Genomic DNA, 17,949 nt, shown 5'->3' with positions numbered 1-17,949 from the left:
TTAGAACTCCTTGTTGTTCACCGATCGGAAATTACCAACATTTTCGATGGCGCGCTATAGCCTGAGGAGCCCGATTTAGAGCTATTCTTGTAGGACAATCCTGATTATGTGGTAAGAACTTCAATTTGTTACGAAGTTACAGTGACGCACTTTTGGTTTTTCGGGTCGCTATTATTGCAGGCATAAAAAAGCCCCGCTTTGCAGGGCGGGGCTTTCGGGCTTGCGGTGGACGGCTGTCGTCAGGCAATGAGGGCCTGACGGGTACGCTCGATCACAGCCTGCAGCGGTTCTGCGCTGGCGTACTGATCGGGGTACAGGCGTTCGCTGTGACGAGCGATGCCATGTTCGTTGACGATGGTGAAGCTGAAGCAGCCTTTGCGAGCGGCCATGATCAGGCAGTTCATCGGGGCAAAAGCATGGGTAAGCGTGTGAATTGCATGTTGAGTTTGAGTATTCATATTCAAGGTGTTTCCTGAAACAACACGGAACAATACCGTGCATAAATAAAGATTCCAGTAAACGCGGGCCGACATTTGATACAAAAGCCTGGCTGGGCGGAGAACCTGACTGGAACAAGACAGGCAGTTGAAGCGCGCTTTATCGTATGGCGCTCTGGCTGACCGGTAGGTACTTAGGAGGGCAGGCAACACAACAGGAGCAAAGGTTCTACGCTCCGGGTGAAGATCCTGATCAATTGCAGGCTGGTTGAAGCAGACCATGAGAGCCGTGTCTGCACTGCCACCCCAAATGGTGCATCAGTGCGAAAGGTTCATGTCTGGAAACCATCGAGGTGGTCGATCCCTTGTTGCCAACATTCTCGTCGCATGGAGGAGTGTCTGTCGGGGGACTTGTCGACCGGAATTGATTTTCAGCTTGGTACTAACGGCGGCAATACTACCGATGCCGCACCAGCAGTGCAAGGGGGCTATCGAATAAATTTACCAGTGCCCGATCAACCGATAGATCAGCACCGTCGCAGAGGCCACCATCGAGCAGCCCAGCAGGTAGGCGGCGATGGTCAGGCGCAGGGAGTGGCGGTGTTCGATCGCGCGCATGATGTCGCCGGTCTGGTTGATGCGGCCCCTGCTCAGGTCGCTGCAGATGATCAGCGTCACGGCAATGGCCGACAGCAGCACGGCGCACGCGAAAACACTGCCGTCCGGTGACGGCAGCACCAGGCTGGCCGCGACGGCGATGACGCAAACGGCCATCAGCAAGACAAACAACTTGAGTATTTCCCGCATTATCTTCCTGATGGATCCATTCATTGAGTCGTCGACGACTGACAACAGGGTATTTTTGAGCAGTGCTTTGACCGCAAAAAGCGCAGTTTATCGCCAGACGGGTTTTTCGGCAGCACGGCGCGGATTAAATCGCTTGCGGTGGCGATGATTTCCGGGCCGTAAAAGCACGTGAAAGCCACGTATTTACTGAGAATACGATGCAATTGAGCAACGATTATATGAGGCATGAAATAGCTGAAAAAGGCCTGTGCCAGGAGTTGTGCACATTAGCGCTGCATGCTGCCACATCACTGTCACAAGCGTTGCTAAGGGTTTGATTTATGATGGTGAATTATTAAGTCAATGAAAAACATCGTTTTTTTAGCTGGTGAAAAAATCGTCAGTTTGAGCGCAGGCCCCATCCTGCTTGCGTTTGCGGAAGTTAAAGGTGGGTTGTCCACTGAGTTATCCACAGCTTCTGTGGATTGTACCGAGTGAATTGTCCCCGAATCAGGGGCTGTGCGTTGCGCTGAAAATGCGTACAATCCGTTCCCCCGATTTGCCCCCGCCTGATGATCTCGCCTCGCTGCACACGGTGTTTGTGCTGCATTATCCGCGTTACCCACACTGCCGCTGGCGATGATTCAGCCTGCATGGAGTCTTTATGGCACTGGACCTGAACAGCCTGTTACTGGGTCTTGCTGCAGCAGCGCTGCCATTGTTGGCATTGCTCTGGCAGTTACAGCGTCGCCTGGCGCTGCGTCAGGCCGAGAGCGCGCTGCTGGACGAACGTCTGAGCACGGCGCAAATGGCGCAGGAAGGTCTCAATGCACAGCTCGATGCCAGCCGTGACGAGGTCAGCGACCTTGGCCAGGCCAACGCGGCCAAACAGGCCGACCTCGCCGCGCTGCGGCGCGAAGTCGAGCTGTTGCGTCAGGACAGCGAGAACGCCCGTGAAACGGCGCAGGGCTGGAGCCATGAGCGGGCCAGCAGAGAAGCCGAGTTGCGGCGCCTGGACGCACACTGCGCAGCGCTGAATGCCGAGCTGCGTGAACAGCAGGACAGCCATCAACAGCGCCTGAACGACTTGCAGGGTTCCCGGGACGAACTGCGCGCGCAGTTCGCCGAACTGGCTGGCAAGATCTTCGACGAGCGCGAGCAGCGGTTTGCGGAAACCAGTCAGCAGCAGTTGGGGCAATTGCTCACGCCGCTCAAGGAGCGCATCCAGTCGTTCGAAAAGCGCGTCGAAGAAAGTTATCAGAACGAAGCCCGCGAACGTTTTTCGCTGGCCAAAGAGCTGGAGCGTTTGCAGCAGCTCAACCTGCGCCTGAGTGACGAAGCCACCAACCTGACCCGCGCGCTCAAGGGACAGAAAACCCAGGGCAACTGGGGTGAGCTGATTCTGGAGCGCGTGCTGGAACATGCCGGGTTGGAAAAAGGCCGCGAATATCAGACCCAGGTCAGCCTCAAGGGGCCGGATGGTGAACGCTTTCAGCCCGACGTCCTGATCATGCTGCCGGGCGACAAACAGGTGGTGGTCGACGCCAAGGTCAGCCTGACGGCCTATCAGCAGTACGTATCGGCTGATGACGATGTCATCGGTCAGGCTGCGCTCAAACAGCATGTACTGTCGTTGCGCAATCACGTCAAAGGGCTTTCAGGCAAGGATTACAAGCGTCTCGAAGGTTTGCACAGTCTGGATTTCGTGTTGTTGTTCGTGCCGATCGAGGCGGCGTTTTCAGCGGCCTTGCAGGCTGAGCCCAATCTGTTTCAGGAAGCCTTCGATCGCAATATCGTTATTGTCAGCCCCACGACGCTGCTCGCCACATTGCGCGTGATCGACAGCCTGTGGAAGCAGGAGCGCCAGAGCCAGAACGCGCGCGAGATTGCCGAGCGGGCAGGCTGGCTGTATGACAAGTTCGTGCTGTTCATTCAGGACCTGGATGAAGTCGGCAACCGTCTGCAACAACTGGACAAGGCGTATTCGGCCGCGCGCAACAAGCTGACCGAGGGGCGCGGCAACCTGATCAGCCGTAGCGAGCAGCTCAAGTTGCTGGGTGCGCGTGCCAGCAAAAGCCTGCCCGCCGACCTGCTTGAACGGGCGATGACAGATGGCGAGGGTTTGATTCGGCAGCCCGACTGATTTTTTCGGTGTCCATGCAACGTTCAGTAACAGGCCGTCCGTCGCAAAGACTAGAAGCAAGCCTGCACAAATGTCACATTGGCTGCATCGGAAAAATGTTTCCGTGACACTCGGCTAATGGTTCATTTGCTTCTATGATCCTTGTGAGTGATGAGTACAGATTGACTGCCGGGTTTTTCCCTCAAGGGGGCTCCATGAATACCAAACTGCAAGAATGGCTCCATGATCTGGGCGTTGCATTGGGTCTGATCGAACGACCAAAGCTGCAACCCATTCCGGTTCGCGCCGATGACAATCGTCCTCGTCAACGCCGGTAAACCTTTCGCCTGACCCTGCTGGCAGGGTAGCGAACGCTGCAATCTCATCGGGGCGCACTGGACCGCCCCGAATCAAGGGGCTGGCATTCTTCAATGCTGAAGTCCGGGCTTTCTTTTGCGTTTCTCGTCTTTTTCCTCTCTCGACTGTGTTTCCTTCCCCATCATGACCACCAGCTCGACGATCATGTGCAGAGAGAATTCGCTGGCGTTGTCGATTGCCTGCTGTTTGATGGGCCGTGGGAAGGTAAGGTCGAACGCTTCTTCCAGCGAGATGAAAAGGTTTTCGACGTCGTCGTCTTCGAGAAACAGTTCGCTGAACGTGGCACCTTCGTCAATGACGCTCTTGTCCACTAGAATGATGCCCAGTGCGTCAAACACCTTTTGTTTGATTGCTTCGCGATTCATGAAAGCCCCTGATGTTGATCTTGTCAGATTCAGCAGGCGTACTTCATTGACCAGCCCAAACCTCAAGGCTAGCTCAAATCGCTGTCGCGGCGACGGTTTGCCCCGGCGCAGCGGCGGCGTTTTGTTTAAACTACGCCGCTGTTCGACAGGCGGTTATGCCGGACCACAGGTCATGGCATAACGCAGCATGCTTGATTGACCCCCTAAAGACAGGCCGAGCGAGAACCGATGCCCCGCGCCCGCTGTAAACGATGCCTGCGCCCGACTGGGTATTGCCTCTGCGCCTTGATCCCGCAGATCGAAAGCCGCACGCGGGTGTTGATCCTGCAGCATCCTGATGAAGTCAGTCATGCCTTGAACACTGCGCGACTGGCAGCGTTGGGGCTGGTCAATGCGCAGCTGTGCGTGGGTGAAGTGTTCGATGATCTGCACACGCTTCTGAACCCGCCCGGCTACCAGGCGCGGCTGCTGTTTCCAGGCGACGCGGCCGAGACGTTGACGGCTTACGCGCCTGATGCCACGCCGATGCTGCTGGTCGTCCCGGATGGCACCTGGCGCAAGGCGCGCAAGCTGCTGCACCTCAACCCGCTGTTGGCCGCGCTGCCGAGGGTGACACTCGGCAGCGTGCCCGCTTCGCGTTATCGGCTGCGCAAAGCGCCGGGCCCGGAGGCGTTATCGACGCTGGAAGCCATCGTTCATACCTTGCAGACGCTGGAAGCGCCGAATGCTTTCGAGGCACTGCTCAAGCCTTTCGATGCCCTGATCGACGGCCAGATTCAAGCCATGGGCAACGACACGTATCAGCGCAATCACGGCAATCAACGGTAAAGAACACAATTTGCGACGTTAACCGTGCCCAGCTGTAGCTGTTGCTTTTCAGGTCAGCGCCTAGAATGGGGATCGTGTTTTACCTTTTTCGGAATTTTCGATGCACATCTCGTCTGGTCGCTGGGTCTATGGCCTGTGCCTGTCACTGTTGACCGCGCTGCTTTGGGGCATTCTGCCCATCAAGCTCAAACAGGTTCTGCAGGTCATGGACCCGGTCACCGTGACCTGGTTTCGTTTGTCTGTTTCCGGCGCGCTATTGTTCATCTGGCTGGCGTCGGTCAAGCGCCTGCCCAGCTTCAAAGTGCTGGGCCGCAAAGGCAAAGTGCTGGTGCTGCTGGCGGTGTTCGGGCTGGTCGGCAACTACGTGCTGTACCTGATCGGCTTGCGCCTGCTGAGCCCTGGCACCACGCAATTGCTGGTGCAGGTGGGCCCGATCTTCCTGCTGGTCAGCAGTATTTTCCTGTTCAAGGAGCGTTTCAGTCTGGGGCAGGGCGTCGGTTTGCTGGTGCTGCTGATCGGCTTCGGCTTCTTCTTCAATCAGCGTCTGGTGGAGTTGTTCACCTCGTTGGGTGATTACACCACCGGCGTGCTGATCATTCTGCTGGCTTCGACGATCTGGACCTTCTATGGCTTGAGTCAGAAACAGTTGCTGACCGTGTGGAATTCGCTGCAGGTCATGATGGTGATCTACCTGTTCTGTGCGCTGTTGCTCACGCCGTGGGCGCATCCTGCCGAGGCGTTGCTGTTGAGCCCGTTACAAGGTTGGTTGCTGCTGGCTTGCTGCCTGAACACGCTGGTGGCCTATGGCGCTTTTGCCGAGGCGCTGGCGCATTGGGAGGCGTCGCGGGTCAGTGCGACGCTTGCGCTGACGCCTTTGGTCACGCTGGCTGCGGTGGCAAGCGCCGCGTGGTTCTGGCCCGACTATGTGCAGGCTGAAGAGTTGAATGTACTGGGTTACGGCGGCGCATTGCTGGTGGTGCTAGGGTCTGCGCTGACCGCGCTGGGCCCTTCGCTGGTTGCCGGCCTCAGGGCACGAAAGGCGAGGCTGGCGCAGGTTTCCTGACCGGCGCGTTGAGCGAAGCGCCCGTCAGCGCTTGCCCAAGGCCTGCGCTTGCACAATCCACTCCTGACGCTGTTGCTCGGTGGCGCTGTGTATCGGGGCAAACTCGGTCAGGCGCGTGGTCTTGATGCCGCAAAAGCTCAAGATGGTGCGCACCATCTGTCGGTGAGCCGGTGCGCCGTAGATCCAGCGAAAGTAGCGCGGCGGAGTGTCCATTGCCACCAGCAGTTCTGCCGTCCGACCCCTGAGCAATTCGTTGGCGTGCTGCTTGCGGCCGTGGGCCTTGAAGGCAAAACCGGGCGTCAACACCCGGTCGAAGAAACCCGTCAGCAGGGCCGGCAAGCCGCCCCACCAGACCGGATAGACGAACACCAGATGCTCGGCCCAGTGAATCTGGCGCTGCGCCTCGAGCAGGTCAGGCTCCAGGGTCTGGGTCTGATCGTAGCCGTTGTGCAGAATGGGGTCGAAGTCCAGCTCGCCCAGCTTGATGATCCGCACCACGTGCCCTTCGCCCCGGGCAGCCTGCGCGTAGGCGTCGCCCAGCGCGTGGCAAAAACTGATGGCTTTCGGCGTACCGTAAACCATCAGGATGCGTTTGCCGTTGCCTTCCAGGGGTGTCGCGCCGCTTTTGGCGTCAACCATTGCTGCCCGCCTCCAGCATCTTGTCCGGGCGCACCCAGGCGTCGAACTCCTCGTCGGTCAGGTAACCCAGCGCCAGCGCTGCTTCACGCAGGGTCAGGCCTTCGGTGTAGGCTTTTTTGGCAATGTGCGCCGACTTGTCATAGCCGATGTGCGGGTTGAGCGCGGTGACCAGCATCAGGCCGCGTTCAAGGTGCTCAGCCATTTTTTCGGCGTCTGGCTCCATGCCGGCGACGCAGTGTTCATTGAAATTGCTGCAACCGTCGGCCAGCAGTCGGATCGACTGCAATACGTTGTGAATGATCACCGGCTTGTAGACGTTCAGTTGCAAATGGCCCTGGCTGGCGGCAAAACCGATGGTCACATCGTTGCCCATAACCTGGCAGGCCAGCATCGACAGGGCCTCGCACTGAGTCGGGTTAACCTTGCCGGGCATGATCGAGCTGCCGGGCTCGTTGGCTGGCAACCTGACTTCCGCCAACCCGGCACGCGGGCCGGAACCCAGCAAACGCAGGTCGTTGGCGATCTTCATCAGGGTGCCGGCCAGCGTTTTCAATGCGCCGGAAAGCGCAGCCAGCGGCTCGTGGCCCGCCAGTGCGGCGAATTTGTTCGGCGCGGTGACGAACGGCAAGCCCGACAGTGCAGCCAGTTCTGCCGCGATGGCTTCAGCGAAGCCTTTCGGCGCGTTGAGCCCGGTGCCGACTGCGGTGCCACCTTGCGCCAGTTCATAGACGGCGGGCAGGGCGGCGCGAATGGCTTTTTCTGCGTAATCCAGTTGCGCGACGAACCCCGAAAGCTCCTGGCCAAAGGTGATCGGCGTGGCGTCCATCATGTGCGTGCGCCCGGTCTTGACCAGCTTCATGTGACGCGCGGCCTGTTCGGCCAGCCCGCTGGACAGCTCGGCAATCGCCGGCAGCAGCTGTTCTTTGACCGCTTGCGCAGTGGCAATGTGCATGGCTGTCGGAAAGCAGTCGTTGGAGCTTTGCGAGCGATTGACGTGATCGTTGGGGTGGACCGGCGATTTGCCGCCACGGCCCTGGCCGGCCAGTTCGTTGGCGCGGCCGGCGATCACTTCGTTGACGTTCATGTTGCTCTGCGTGCCACTGCCGGTCTGCCAGACCACCAGCGGAAACTGCGCGTCGTGCTGACCGTCGAGCACCTCGTCGGCAGCCTGTTCGATCAGCCGGGCGATATCGGCCGGCAGGTCGCCGTTGCGGTCGTTGACGCGTGCGGCGGCTTTCTTGATCAAGGTCAACGCATGCAGAACGGCCAGCGGCATACGCTGGTCGCCAATCGCAAAGTTGATCAGTGAGCGTTGGGTCTGCGCGCCCCAATAGGCATCTTCAGGGACTTCGATCGGGCCGATGCTGTCGGTTTCGGTGCGGCTCACTGGTCTTACTCCTTTAAGTACGTTGCAGGGTTAGGTGTCCATATGCCGACAGGGTTCCCGCGCAGTGGTTTTTAACCGCTGGGTGAACCGGGGGTTGAGCCAAAAGCCCAGATAAGCGCAGAATGGTCGGCCCTGGGGTAATGCCTCGTTTGCTAGATAAGGAAACTCGATGACCCGTCTTCGTGCCATTTGTACCGCGGTAGCCCTGGTCTGTGCCAGCGGCCAGGTCTTCGCCGACACCGCCAGTCACAACGCGAGCGCCGAAACATTCCTGAAGCTTGCCAACGCCGACCGCCTGGGCGCTCCGGTCTACGCACAGGTTCAACAGATGTTCGCCCAGCGTTTTGCTGAAACCAAGGCACCTGCATCGAAAAAAGCGCTGCTCGAAACCTATCAGGCCAAAGCCAACACTGCGCTGGACCAGGCAATTGGCTGGAACAAGCTCAAGCCTGAAATGGTCAAGCTGTACACCGCCAACTTCACCGAAAGCGAGCTGAAGGATCTGGTTGCGTTCTACCAGTCCCCGCTGGGCAAGAAAGTGATGACCAAAATGCCTGAGCTGGCTCAGCAATCGGCGCAACTGACCCAGAGCAAGCTGGAAAGCGCAGTGCCGGTCGTCAACAAGCTGCTGGCTGACATGACCGCCGAACTGGAACCTGCCAAGGCAGCGGCTCCCGCTCCGGCCAAGAAGCCCTGACAGGCGAGCCCCACCATGACCATGCAAAATCGAATCGAGTCGGCGCTTGCGCTGCTGCAGCCGCAGCACCTGCAAGTGCTCGACGAGAGCCACATGCACAGCCGTGGCCAGCAGACGCATTACAAGGCGGTGCTGGTCAGTGATCAGTTTCAGGGTCTGAACTCGGTCAAGCGCCACCAGAAGGTCTATGCCACGCTGGGTGCGCTGATGGGCGAGTTTCATGCACTGGCGCTGCACACCTACACGCCTGACGAGTGGGCCAAAACCGGTGCAGCGCCTGCTTCACCGACCTGCGCCGGCGGTCACTGACCCACGCGTTGTACTGATCGTGCACTTTGCCGGGGCAATTGATTTGCCGACCTGCCTGTTGCACTCCGGTTTTTGCTAGAATCCGCACCGCGCCGCTTGGCCGGTGCGTTTTTTTTGTCCGCCATTTTTGCCCGGTAGGCCCTTTGCGAGGGTCGCCACTGGAGAGATACATGACTCAAGAGTCGATCAATCAGCCGATCGTCGTAGCGGCGCTATACAAATTCGTGACCCTCAGCGATTACGTAGCCTTTCGTGAGCCACTGCTGCAGGCCATGGTCGATAACGGCATCAAGGGCACGCTGTTGATTGCCGACGAAGGCATCAACGGCACAGTGTCCGGCAGCCGCGAAGGCATCGACGGCCTGATGGCCTGGCTCAAGAGCGATCCGCGCCTGATCGACATCGACCACAAAGAGTCCTACTGCGACGAGCAGCCGTTCTATCGCACCAAGGTCAAGCTCAAGAAAGAGATCGTGACCCTGGGTGTCGAGGGCGTCGACCCCAACAAGAGCGTGGGCACTTATGTCGAGCCCAAAGACTGGAACGACCTGATCACCGACCCTGAAGTGCTGCTGATCGATACCCGTAACGATTACGAAGTGTCGATTGGCACGTTCGAGGGCGCCATCGATCCGAAAACGACGTCTTTCCGTGAGTTTCCGGAGTACATCAAGGCGCATTTCGACCCGGCGGTGCACAAGAAGGTCGCCATGTTCTGTACCGGTGGCATTCGCTGCGAAAAAGCCTCGAGCTATATGCTCGGCGAGGGGTTCGAGGAGGTTTATCACCTCAAGGGCGGGATTCTCAAATACCTGGAAGAAGTGCCCGAGCAGGAAAGTCAGTGGCGTGGCGAGTGTTTCGTGTTTGACAACCGGGTCACGGTACGCCATGACCTGACCGAAGGTGACTATGATCAGTGCCACGCCTGCCGCACTCCGATCAGCGCCGAAGACCGCGCCAGCGAGCATTACGCGCCAGGCGTCAGTTGCCCGCATTGCTGGGACTCGCTGAGCGAGAAAACCCGCCGCAGCGCCATCGACCGGCAAAAGCAGATCGAACTGGCCAAGGCTCGCAATCAGCCCCACCCTATCGGGCGCAACTATCGCCTACCCTCCGAGGCCTGAGCCATGTCTTCCCGCCTGATCTATGTCATGGACCCCATGTGTTCGTGGTGCTGGGGCTTCGCTCCGGTTGCCGAAGCGCTGGTCGCACAGGCTCGGGCGGCGGGTGTGCCGTTGCATCTGGTGATGGGCGGTCTGCGCGCTGAAAGTGCTGCGCTGGAACCGGCCAAGCGCCGTTACATTCTTGAGCACTGGCAGGCGGTCGAAGAGGCCACCGGCCAGACTTTCCGTCTTCAAGGCGCGCTGCCGGAAGGCTTTGTCTATGACACGACCCCGGCCTGTCTGGCGGTGACTGCCGCCCGGCATCTCGACCCGGATCGCGCCTGGGTGCTGGTCGGGCTGATCCAGCGGGCTTTTTACAGTGAAGGCCGCGATGTGACGCGCCCGTCGTTGCTGGCTGAGCTGGCCGAACAGACCGGCCTGTCACGTCAGGCGTTTGCCGATGAATTTGACAGCCCCGAGCGGCAGGCGGCAACGGCGGCAGATTTCGCCTGGGCGCAGGATCTGGGCATTGCCGGGTTTCCGACCCTGCTCGCCGAGCGCAATGGGCAACTGGCGCTGCTGACCAATGGTTATCAACCACTTGCCAGTCTTGCTCCCCTGCTGGGCCGATGGCTGGAGCGTGGCGCCAGTGCGTGATGATTTGCCCGAAGGTGCTCACCCATCGTCAGTCGGCCATCGCGATACGCTGAGCTGGGCCGAGATCCGTCGTCTTGCGCTGCGCCATAAAAAAGCCCTGTGGCTGGCCAATGGCGTCGCAGTTCTGGCGACCCTGTGCAGCGTGCCGATCCCGTTGCTGTTGCCGTTGCTGGTCGACGAAGTATTGCTGGGGCGCGGCGACGCTGCCCTCAACGTCATGAACCACCTGCTGCCTGACAGCTTGCAAAAAGCTGTGGGTTACATTGGCCTGATGCTCTTGCTGACGCTGGTGCTGCGGGTCGGGGCGCTGGTGTTCAATGTGTTGCAGGCGCGGCTGTTTGCCGGGCTGGCCAAGGACATTGTCTATCGCATCCGGCTGCGTCTGATCGAGCGCCTCAAGCGGATTTCCCTGCGCGAATACGAAAGCCTGGGCAGCGGCACAGTCACCACGCATCTGGTGACCGACCTGGACACGCTGGACAAGTTCGTCGGCGAGACCCTCAGTCGCCTGCTGGTGTCTACGCTGACCCTGGCCGGCACGGCGGGCATCCTGATGTGGATGCACTGGAAGCTGGCTCTGCTGATCATGCTCTTCAACCCGCTGGTGATTCTGCTCACGGTGAAGCTGGGCAAGCGGGTCAAACACCTCAAGAAACTGGAAAACGACAGTACCTCGCGTTTCACTCAGGCGCTGAGCGAAACCCTGGATGCGATTCAGGAGGTCAGGGCCGGCAACCGGCAGGGCTTTTTCCTCGGGCGTCTGGGCGCAAAAGCGCAGGAAGTTCGCGATTACGCGATCAATTCCCAGTGGAAAAGCGACGCTTCCGGGCGGGCCAGCGGGCTGCTGTTCCAGTTCGGCATCGACATCTTTCGCGCGGCGGCAATGCTTACCGTGCTGTTCTCGGACCTGTCCATCGGGCAAATGCTCGCGGTCTTCAGTTACCTGTGGTTCATGATGACGCCGGTTGAGCAACTGCTGAACCTGCAATACGCCTATTACGCGGCGGGCGGGGCTCTGACGCGCATCAACGAACTGCTCGCGCGTGCCGACGAGCCGCACTACGCGGGCGGCGCGGACCCTTTCAAGGGGCGCGAGACGGTCAGTGTCGAGGTGCGCGGCCTGAGTTTCGGCTATGGCGAGGATCTGGTGCTGGACCAACTGAACCTGAGCATTGCGCCGGGCGAGAAGGTCGCCATTGTCGGTGCCAGTGGTGGCGGCAAGAGCACCCTGGTGCAGTTGCTGCTGGGCCTGTACACGGCCCGTACCGGAGTCATCCGCTTTGGTGGCGTCAGTCAGCAGGATATCGGTCTGGACACAGTGCGTGAGAACGTCGCCGTTGTCCTGCAGCACCCGGCACTGTTCAACGACACCGTGCGCGCCAACCTGACCATGGGCCGTGACTGCAGCGACGAAGCCTGCTGGCGGGCGCTGGAGGTTGCGCAACTGGAATCGGCCATTCGCGACTTGCCGCAAGGCCTGGACAGCGTGCTGGGGCGTTCCGGTGTGCGCCTGTCTGGCGGGCAGCGCCAGCGCCTGGCCATCGCGCGCATGGTGTTGTCCGATCCGAAAGTGGTCATCCTCGACGAAGCGACCTCGGCGCTGGACGCCGCCACCGAGTTCAACCTGCACCAGGCCCTGGCGCGGTTTCTGCGCAGCCGCACAACGCTGATCATCGCCCATCGTCTGTCAGCCGTTAAGCAGGCGGACCGGGTGCTGGTGTTCGACGGCGGGCGAATCGTCGAAGACGGCGACCATCAGCAGCTGATTGCCGATGGAGGTCTTTACGCCAAGCTGTACGGACATCTGCAACAAATCTGATGGGTAATGCCTCGATCAGCGTACAGGTTGGCTCAATTTCGGGAGAATCACCTGCCATCATTGACGAATTTAGCCTAGTCTCTGCGCTAGACGTTTATTCAGGCATGTGGTGACGTGAAACCCATGAAGCAACCATGGACCTTCTCCAAGCCCCGTCTGCTGGGCATCGTGTGGCCTTTTATTGCCGTCGCACTGTTTCAGGCGTTGTTGGGGTGCGTCAGCCTCTACACCATGTCTGCGGTGCGCAGCTACGTGGCGGGTGAGAGTCTCTGGTCCAAGGGTCAGAAAGACGCTATCCACTATCTGAGCCTGTACGCCAATACCCACGATGAACGTGACTACCTCAAGTACCAGAACGCCTTCGCTGTGCCACAGGGTGGCCAGGCCCTGCGCAAGGCGCTTGACCAACCTATTCCATCGCTGTCAGACGCCCGTGCCGGGATCATTCAGGGCGGCAATCACCCGGATGATGTGAACGGCATCATCTGGATGTACCTGAACTTCCACAACTTCAGCTTCATGAAACAAGCCATTCATTACTGGGCAGTGGGCGACAGCTACCTTACGCAGCTCAACGAGCTTGCACTGCATATTCACGAGCGGGTCAGCCGCGGCGATGTGGGCTCCGCGCAAGTCGATCAGTGGCGCGTGCAGATCAACGTCATCAACGAAGGTGTAACGCCTGCGGCCAAGGCATTCAGCGATGCGCTGGGCGAAGGTTCGAGGTTTATCCTCAACCTGCTGATGGCGGTCAATCTGTTCACCGCTGTCGTGCTGATTCTTCTCGCGCTGTTGCGCGTGCGCCGCCTGATCGTCCAGCGGCGCTTGTTTGCCGACGCCTTGCAACTGGAGAAAGAGCGCGCCCAGATTACCCTTGAGTCTATCGGCGACGGGGTGATCACCATCGATGTGGCGGGCGCTATCGTGTACATGAACCCCGCTGCCGAAGGCCTCACGCACTGGAAAAGCACTCAGGCCAGCGGCCTGCCTCTGGCGGCATTGTTCAACCTGCTGGATGAAAACGATCAGAAAGACAGTTCGACGCTCATTGATCAGATTGTCACCGGCAAGCTCAAAGGCGGCAGCGCCGACAGCAAGCTGATCCAGCGGCTGGATGGCAGCACGGTCTCGGTGGCGCTGGTCGGTACGCCTATCTACACCGAAGGGGTGGTCAGCGGCGCGGTGCTGGTGCTGCATGACATGACTCAGGAGCGGCAGTACATCGCTGATCTGTCATGGCAGGCCGCTCATGATCCATTGACCGGGCTGGTCAATCGCAGTGAGTTCGAGCGACGCTTGCAACAGGTGCTCGATGACAGCAGTACCGGCAGTCACTGCCTGATGTTTCTCGACCTCGACCAGTTCAAGCTGGTCAATGACACCGGTGGCCATGCCGCAGGTGACGAGCTGTTGCGCCAGCTCTGTCAGGCCTTGCCGCAGGGCTTGCGCGACAGTGATACGCTGGCCCGGCTGGGCGGTGACGAGTTTGGCGTGTTGCTGGTCGACTGCACCACCAGCACCGCGCACGACATTGCCGAGGCGTTGCGCGAGATTGTCCAGGGCCTGCATTTCATGTGGAAAGGCCGGCCATTCATGACCACTGTCAGCATTGGTCTGGTGCACCTTGGCGACACGCCCGCCACGCTGGAAGGGTCGCTGTCTGCTGCCGACATGGCCTGCTACATGGCCAAGGAGAAGGGCCGCAACCGGGTTCAGGTCTACAGCGTCGACGATCTGACCCTGTCGATGCGTTTCGGCGAGATGGCCTGGATACAGCGCTTGCACATGGCAATGGATGAAAATCGTTTCTGCCTTTATGCGCAGGAAATCGCTTCGATCAAGGATCAGGGCAACGAGGTTCGCCACATTGAAATCCTCCTGCGCCTGCGTGACGAGTCCGGGCGCATGGTTGTTCCGGACAACTTCATTCCGGCCGCCGAGCGCTATGGGCTGATGACCACGCTGGACCGTTGGGTGGTGCAGAATGTCTTCAAAGTCATCGCTCAATGCCAGAGCGATGACCGGCATCAGGTGCCGCAAGCGCTATGTGCTATAAATTTGTCCGGTTCAAGTATTGGAGATGACACTTTTCTCGAATACCTGAAACAGCAGTTCAAGACCTTTGCCGTGGCGCCCGAAATGATCTGCTTCGAGATCACTGAAACCAGCGCCATTGCAGATCTGGACAGCGCCATCCGTTTCATCAATGAATTGAAGGCGCTGGGCTGTCAGTTTTCCCTGGATGACTTCTGTTCAGGCATGTCCTCGTTTGCCTACCTCAAGCATCTGCCCGTGGACTTTTTGAAAATTGATGGCAGTTTTGTAAAGGACATGCTCGACAATCCGATCAACAAGGCCATGGTCGAAGTCATCAACAATATCGGTCATGTGATGGGCAAGCGCACCATCGCAGAGTACGTGGAAACGCCGCAGGTAGAGTCTGCATTGCAGGAGATGGGCGTGGATTTTGCACAGGGGTATCTGATTGCGCGCCCTGAATTGTTTACGTGTGAGAGCCTGTACATTCAACCCGTACGGCCTGACCCCTTGATGTTCGGCGCGCCAGGAACGCTACGTTAATCAGTTGAACCCCTTATAAGGAGATACACAGTGATCGACACTTTCGAGAGAACCGGTCCGCTCATGGAAGCCAGCAGTTACCCGGCCTGGGCGCAGCAGTTGATCAACGATTGCAGTCCCGCAAAGGCGCGGGTGGTCGAGCACGAGTTGTACCAGCAGATGCGTGACGCGAAGCTGAGCCCGCAGATCATGCGTCAGTACCTGATCGGCGGATGGCCAGTCGTCGAGCAATTTGCGGTGTACATGGCCAAGAATCTCACCAAGACGCGCTTTGGTCGTCACCCTGGCGAAGACATGGCGCGGCGCTGGCTGATGCGCAATATTCGTGTCGAACTCAATCATGCCGACTACTGGGTGAACTGGTGTGCGGCCCATGACGTGACGCTTGAAGATCTCCACGATCAGCGGGTAGCCCCTGAACTGCACGCGCTGAGCCACTGGTGCTGGCAGACCAGCTCTTCCGACTCCCTGGCCGTTGCGATGGCGGCCACCAACTACGCCATTGAGGGGGCGACCGGCGAGTGGTCGGCAGTGGTCTGTTCCACCGGCGTGTACGCTGAGGCATTTGCGGAAGAGACCCGCAAGAAGTCCATGAAGTGGCTCAAGATGCATGCACAGTACGATGACGCGCACCCTTGGGAGGCGCTCGAGATCATTTGCACACTGGTGGGTAACAAGCCGAGTCTTCAATTGCAGGCCGAGTTGCGTCAGGCTGTTACCAAAAGCTACGACTACATGTACCTGTTCCTTGAACGCTGCATTCAGCTGGACAAGGTAAAGTCTCCACGTGGGCGGGTTGCCGCACTGGAAATGTAGGAGCAGGGCGAGAGGGCGGGGAGTGGGGGGCTAGCTGGCCATGGCGAGACGGTTGCGGCCTTCGCGCTTGGCGACGTACAGAGCGTTGTCTGCCCGGCGCAGCAGGCTGTCGGCGGTTTCCGTCGGCAGCAGTGTCGAGCAGCCCAGGCTGACAGTCATGGTCAGTGCCGGGTCAAGCTCGCGAAACTCTAGGTTGCGCACCGCCTGACGCAGGCGCTCGCCGATCAGTTCGGCCGCCGTGGCGCCGGTGTTGGAAAGAATCACCACGAACTCTTCGCCGCCATAACGGAACACCCGATCAATATTGCGCAACTGCGCTTTCAGGCTTTGTGCCACGGTTTTCAGCACGTCATCGCCAGTGTGATGGCCGTATTCATCGTTCACTTTCTTGAAATGATCGATATCCAGCATCAGCAGTGACAGCGGTTGCTTGTGGCGGCTCGAAATTTCTATTTCACGAGCCAGGCCCTGATCCATCGCGATGCGGTTGCCGGTACTGGTCAACGGGTCGCGCAGTGCGGTCTGCGTGGCAATGCGGTACAGCAGTGCATTGAGCAGCGGGTAGACCAGGCAGACCAGCAGGGATTCGAGGTCGCTCAGCTGCCGGGTATCGAAAGGCTTGGCGCCTTGAAACTCCAGTTCGCCGATGCACTTGCCCTCGTGGCGCAGGTGAAAGCTGGCGCTGTCGGATGACATTTCGCCCAGGCGCAGGTGCAGGTCGCTTTCGATGTGTCGGTAGACCAGGCCGCTCAATGGCAGGAAGCGTTGCACACCCTGAAAAAACAGGGTCAATATCCGCTCGGCTTCCAGGCTGGTCTGCAGTTGTCGCCCAAGCTGGTAGACCAGCTCGGGCAGTGACGGGGGCGGGAGCACAGCATCGGGTCGGTTTCGAAAACCGAGGCGTTGCAGTTCAGCCGTATCGAAATCGATTGCATGGGTCTGGGTAGGAAAATTCATCTCTTCGCTCCTCAGCACATAATGTAGGCTTGGCTCGGTTAGAGGGGACCTCACGCCATTCGGTTCACTTTTGGCTGGACTTATTAAAATCAGTGGTTTAGCTGACGCCAGCTCTCTGACAGTGAGCCATTTGTGGCAAATCATTGACCTGAAAATGCCTTGAAAACAGCTTTTATGACAGTTTTCTGTCACGAAAGCGCGCTTCGTTTTTCTTGTTCTGCCTGTGTTCGATTCTGCCTGTTTTCACTTACTGGGCATTCAGCGCCTGACCGTTGATACCTGTGCTGTCGGGGCCCATCAGGTACAGGTAGACCGGCATGATGTCTTCGGGGGCAGGGTTGTTCAGCGGGTTTTCATCGGGGTAGGCCTGCGCTCGCATGCCGGTACGTGTCGCGCCTGGGTTGATGCTGTTGGCGCGCACGGTCGTAACGCCCTCAAGCTCATCTGCGAGGGTCTGCATCAGCCCTTCGGTGGCGAATTTGGAGACGCCATACGCGCCCCAGTTCGCGCGTCCCTTGCGGCCGACGCTGCTGGAAGTGAAGGCTATTGAAGCGTCTTCCGAGCGCTTGAGCAGTGGCAGCAATGCGCGGGTGAGCATGAAAGTGGCGTTGACGTTAACGTGCATGACTTGCATGAAGTCTTCGTCAGGCAATTGCTCCAGTGGCGTGCGCGGACCGATAATCGATGCGTTGTGCAGCAAGCCGTCAAGACGGCCGAACTCATGCTCGACCCGTGCTGCCAGCTCGCGGTACTGCTGCGCCGTGGCGTTTTCCAGATTTAGTGCAATGATCAGCGGTTGCGGCTGACCTGCGCTCTTTATCTGGTCACTGACCTCGGCAAGGCTGGCCTCGGTTCGGCCCAGCAGCACGACACTCGCGCCATGCGCAGCATAGGCTCTGGCGGCGGCAGCGCCGATGCCGCGAGCCGCGCCGGTGACCAGAATGACCCGGCCCTTGAGCAGTTCCGGGTGCGCGGAGTAATCAAACATGAAGCGCCTCGCGTTTAG

Annotated in this window: 18 protein-coding genes; 11 read left to right on the top strand and 7 right to left on the bottom strand. The window is 59.1% G+C overall.

What is annotated here, in order from left to right; all coding sequences use genetic code 11:
- Positions 1-239: 239 nt before the first annotated feature.
- Together QRN38_RS27540 and QRN38_RS27535 are read right to left on the bottom strand one after the other, a co-directional pair.
- Positions 240-458: a hypothetical protein gene (locus QRN38_RS27540; protein WP_003378914.1), complete on the bottom strand. Its 219-nt coding sequence runs from the start codon at positions 456-458 to the stop codon at positions 240-242.
- Positions 459-938: 480 nt separating this feature from the next.
- Entirely contained in the window at positions 939-1,244 is a 306-nt protein-coding gene (locus QRN38_RS27535; RefSeq protein WP_005766701.1) for a hypothetical protein, read from the bottom strand.
- A 757-nt stretch (positions 1,245-2,001) separates the two neighbouring features.
- On the opposite strand from QRN38_RS27535, the gene QRN38_RS27530 reads away from it, so the two are divergent.
- Positions 2,002-3,366, top strand: coding sequence for a DNA recombination protein RmuC (locus tag QRN38_RS27530; RefSeq protein WP_163004347.1), 1,365 nt, complete (start codon positions 2,002-2,004; stop codon positions 3,364-3,366).
- 194 nt (positions 3,367-3,560) lie between these two features.
- The gene (locus QRN38_RS27525) at positions 3,561-3,683 is read left to right on the top strand and encodes a PA1414 family protein (protein WP_005766705.1); all 123 of its coding nucleotides are present in this window, start codon (positions 3,561-3,563) and stop codon (positions 3,681-3,683) included.
- A 90-nt stretch (positions 3,684-3,773) separates the two neighbouring features.
- Here QRN38_RS27525 and QRN38_RS27520 read toward each other — a convergent pair whose 3' ends face one another.
- Entirely contained in the window at positions 3,774-4,088 is a 315-nt protein-coding gene (locus tag QRN38_RS27520; protein ID WP_005766707.1) for a hypothetical protein, read from the bottom strand.
- Positions 4,089-4,316: 228 nt separating this feature from the next.
- Here QRN38_RS27520 and QRN38_RS27515 point away from each other — a divergent pair, with 228 nt between their 5' ends.
- Together QRN38_RS27515 and QRN38_RS27510 are read left to right on the top strand one after the other, a co-directional pair.
- Positions 4,317-4,916: a tRNA-uridine aminocarboxypropyltransferase gene (locus tag QRN38_RS27515; protein ID WP_005766709.1), complete on the top strand. Its 600-nt coding sequence runs from the start codon at positions 4,317-4,319 to the stop codon at positions 4,914-4,916.
- Between the two features lie 100 nt (positions 4,917-5,016).
- Positions 5,017-5,979 carry a DMT family transporter gene (locus tag QRN38_RS27510; protein WP_005766711.1) on the top strand — a complete coding sequence of 321 codons (963 nt, stop codon included), beginning with the start codon at positions 5,017-5,019 and terminating at the stop codon, positions 5,977-5,979.
- Between the two features lie 24 nt (positions 5,980-6,003).
- Here QRN38_RS27510 and QRN38_RS27505 read toward each other — a convergent pair whose 3' ends face one another.
- Together QRN38_RS27505 and QRN38_RS27500 are read right to left on the bottom strand one after the other, a co-directional pair.
- Positions 6,004-6,618: an NAD(P)H-dependent oxidoreductase gene (locus QRN38_RS27505; protein ID WP_057416387.1), complete on the bottom strand. Its 615-nt coding sequence runs from the start codon at positions 6,616-6,618 to the stop codon at positions 6,004-6,006.
- Complete coding sequence (locus tag QRN38_RS27500) at positions 6,611-8,005, bottom strand: class II fumarate hydratase (RefSeq protein WP_005766716.1); 1,395 nt, start codon at positions 8,003-8,005, stop codon at positions 6,611-6,613. The genes QRN38_RS27505 and QRN38_RS27500 overlap by 8 nt, the downstream gene beginning before the upstream one ends.
- A gap of 169 nt (positions 8,006-8,174) precedes the next feature.
- On the opposite strand from QRN38_RS27500, the gene QRN38_RS27495 reads away from it, so the two are divergent.
- From QRN38_RS27495 to QRN38_RS27465, 7 genes are all read left to right on the top strand, one after another.
- Positions 8,175-8,702, top strand: coding sequence for a DUF2059 domain-containing protein (locus QRN38_RS27495; RefSeq protein ID WP_003314637.1), 528 nt, complete (start codon positions 8,175-8,177; stop codon positions 8,700-8,702).
- A gap of 15 nt (positions 8,703-8,717) precedes the next feature.
- Entirely contained in the window at positions 8,718-9,011 is a 294-nt protein-coding gene (locus QRN38_RS27490; RefSeq protein ID WP_003378929.1) for a BolA family protein, read from the top strand.
- A gap of 170 nt (positions 9,012-9,181) precedes the next feature.
- On the top strand, positions 9,182-10,135 hold the full coding sequence (gene trhO, locus QRN38_RS27485; protein WP_005766720.1) for an oxygen-dependent tRNA uridine(34) hydroxylase TrhO: 954 nt from the start codon (positions 9,182-9,184) through the stop codon (positions 10,133-10,135).
- Between the two features lie 3 nt (positions 10,136-10,138).
- On the top strand, positions 10,139-10,771 hold the full coding sequence (locus QRN38_RS27480) for a DsbA family protein (RefSeq protein ID WP_057419283.1): 633 nt from the start codon (positions 10,139-10,141) through the stop codon (positions 10,769-10,771).
- Entirely contained in the window at positions 10,764-12,590 is a 1,827-nt protein-coding gene (locus QRN38_RS27475) for an ABC transporter ATP-binding protein (RefSeq protein WP_057419282.1), read from the top strand. The genes QRN38_RS27480 and QRN38_RS27475 overlap by 8 nt, the downstream gene beginning before the upstream one ends.
- 123 nt (positions 12,591-12,713) lie before the next feature.
- Positions 12,714-15,170 carry an EAL domain-containing protein gene (locus QRN38_RS27470; protein WP_011103691.1) on the top strand — a complete coding sequence of 819 codons (2,457 nt, stop codon included), beginning with the start codon at positions 12,714-12,716 and terminating at the stop codon, positions 15,168-15,170.
- Between the two features lie 30 nt (positions 15,171-15,200).
- Positions 15,201-15,986 carry an iron-containing redox enzyme family protein gene (locus QRN38_RS27465; protein WP_005766727.1) on the top strand — a complete coding sequence of 262 codons (786 nt, stop codon included), beginning with the start codon at positions 15,201-15,203 and terminating at the stop codon, positions 15,984-15,986.
- A 30-nt stretch (positions 15,987-16,016) separates the two neighbouring features.
- Here the strand turns inward: QRN38_RS27465 and QRN38_RS27460 are convergent, their stop codons facing one another.
- Both QRN38_RS27460 and QRN38_RS27455 read right to left on the bottom strand, forming a co-directional pair.
- Positions 16,017-16,943 carry a GGDEF domain-containing protein gene (locus QRN38_RS27460; RefSeq protein ID WP_005766730.1) on the bottom strand — a complete coding sequence of 309 codons (927 nt, stop codon included), beginning with the start codon at positions 16,941-16,943 and terminating at the stop codon, positions 16,017-16,019.
- A 247-nt stretch (positions 16,944-17,190) separates the two neighbouring features.
- Positions 17,191-17,931, bottom strand: coding sequence for a YciK family oxidoreductase (locus tag QRN38_RS27455; RefSeq protein ID WP_057419281.1), 741 nt, complete (start codon positions 17,929-17,931; stop codon positions 17,191-17,193).
- Between the last annotated feature and the right edge of the window lie 18 nt (positions 17,932-17,949).

The sequence above is a fragment of the Pseudomonas sp. CFBP2511 genome (genome assembly GCF_030209255.1).
In the GTDB taxonomy this organism is placed as follows: Bacteria; Pseudomonadota; Gammaproteobacteria; order Pseudomonadales; family Pseudomonadaceae; genus Aquipseudomonas; species Aquipseudomonas avellanae.
This window is presented reverse-complemented; position numbering and strand designations above follow the sequence as displayed.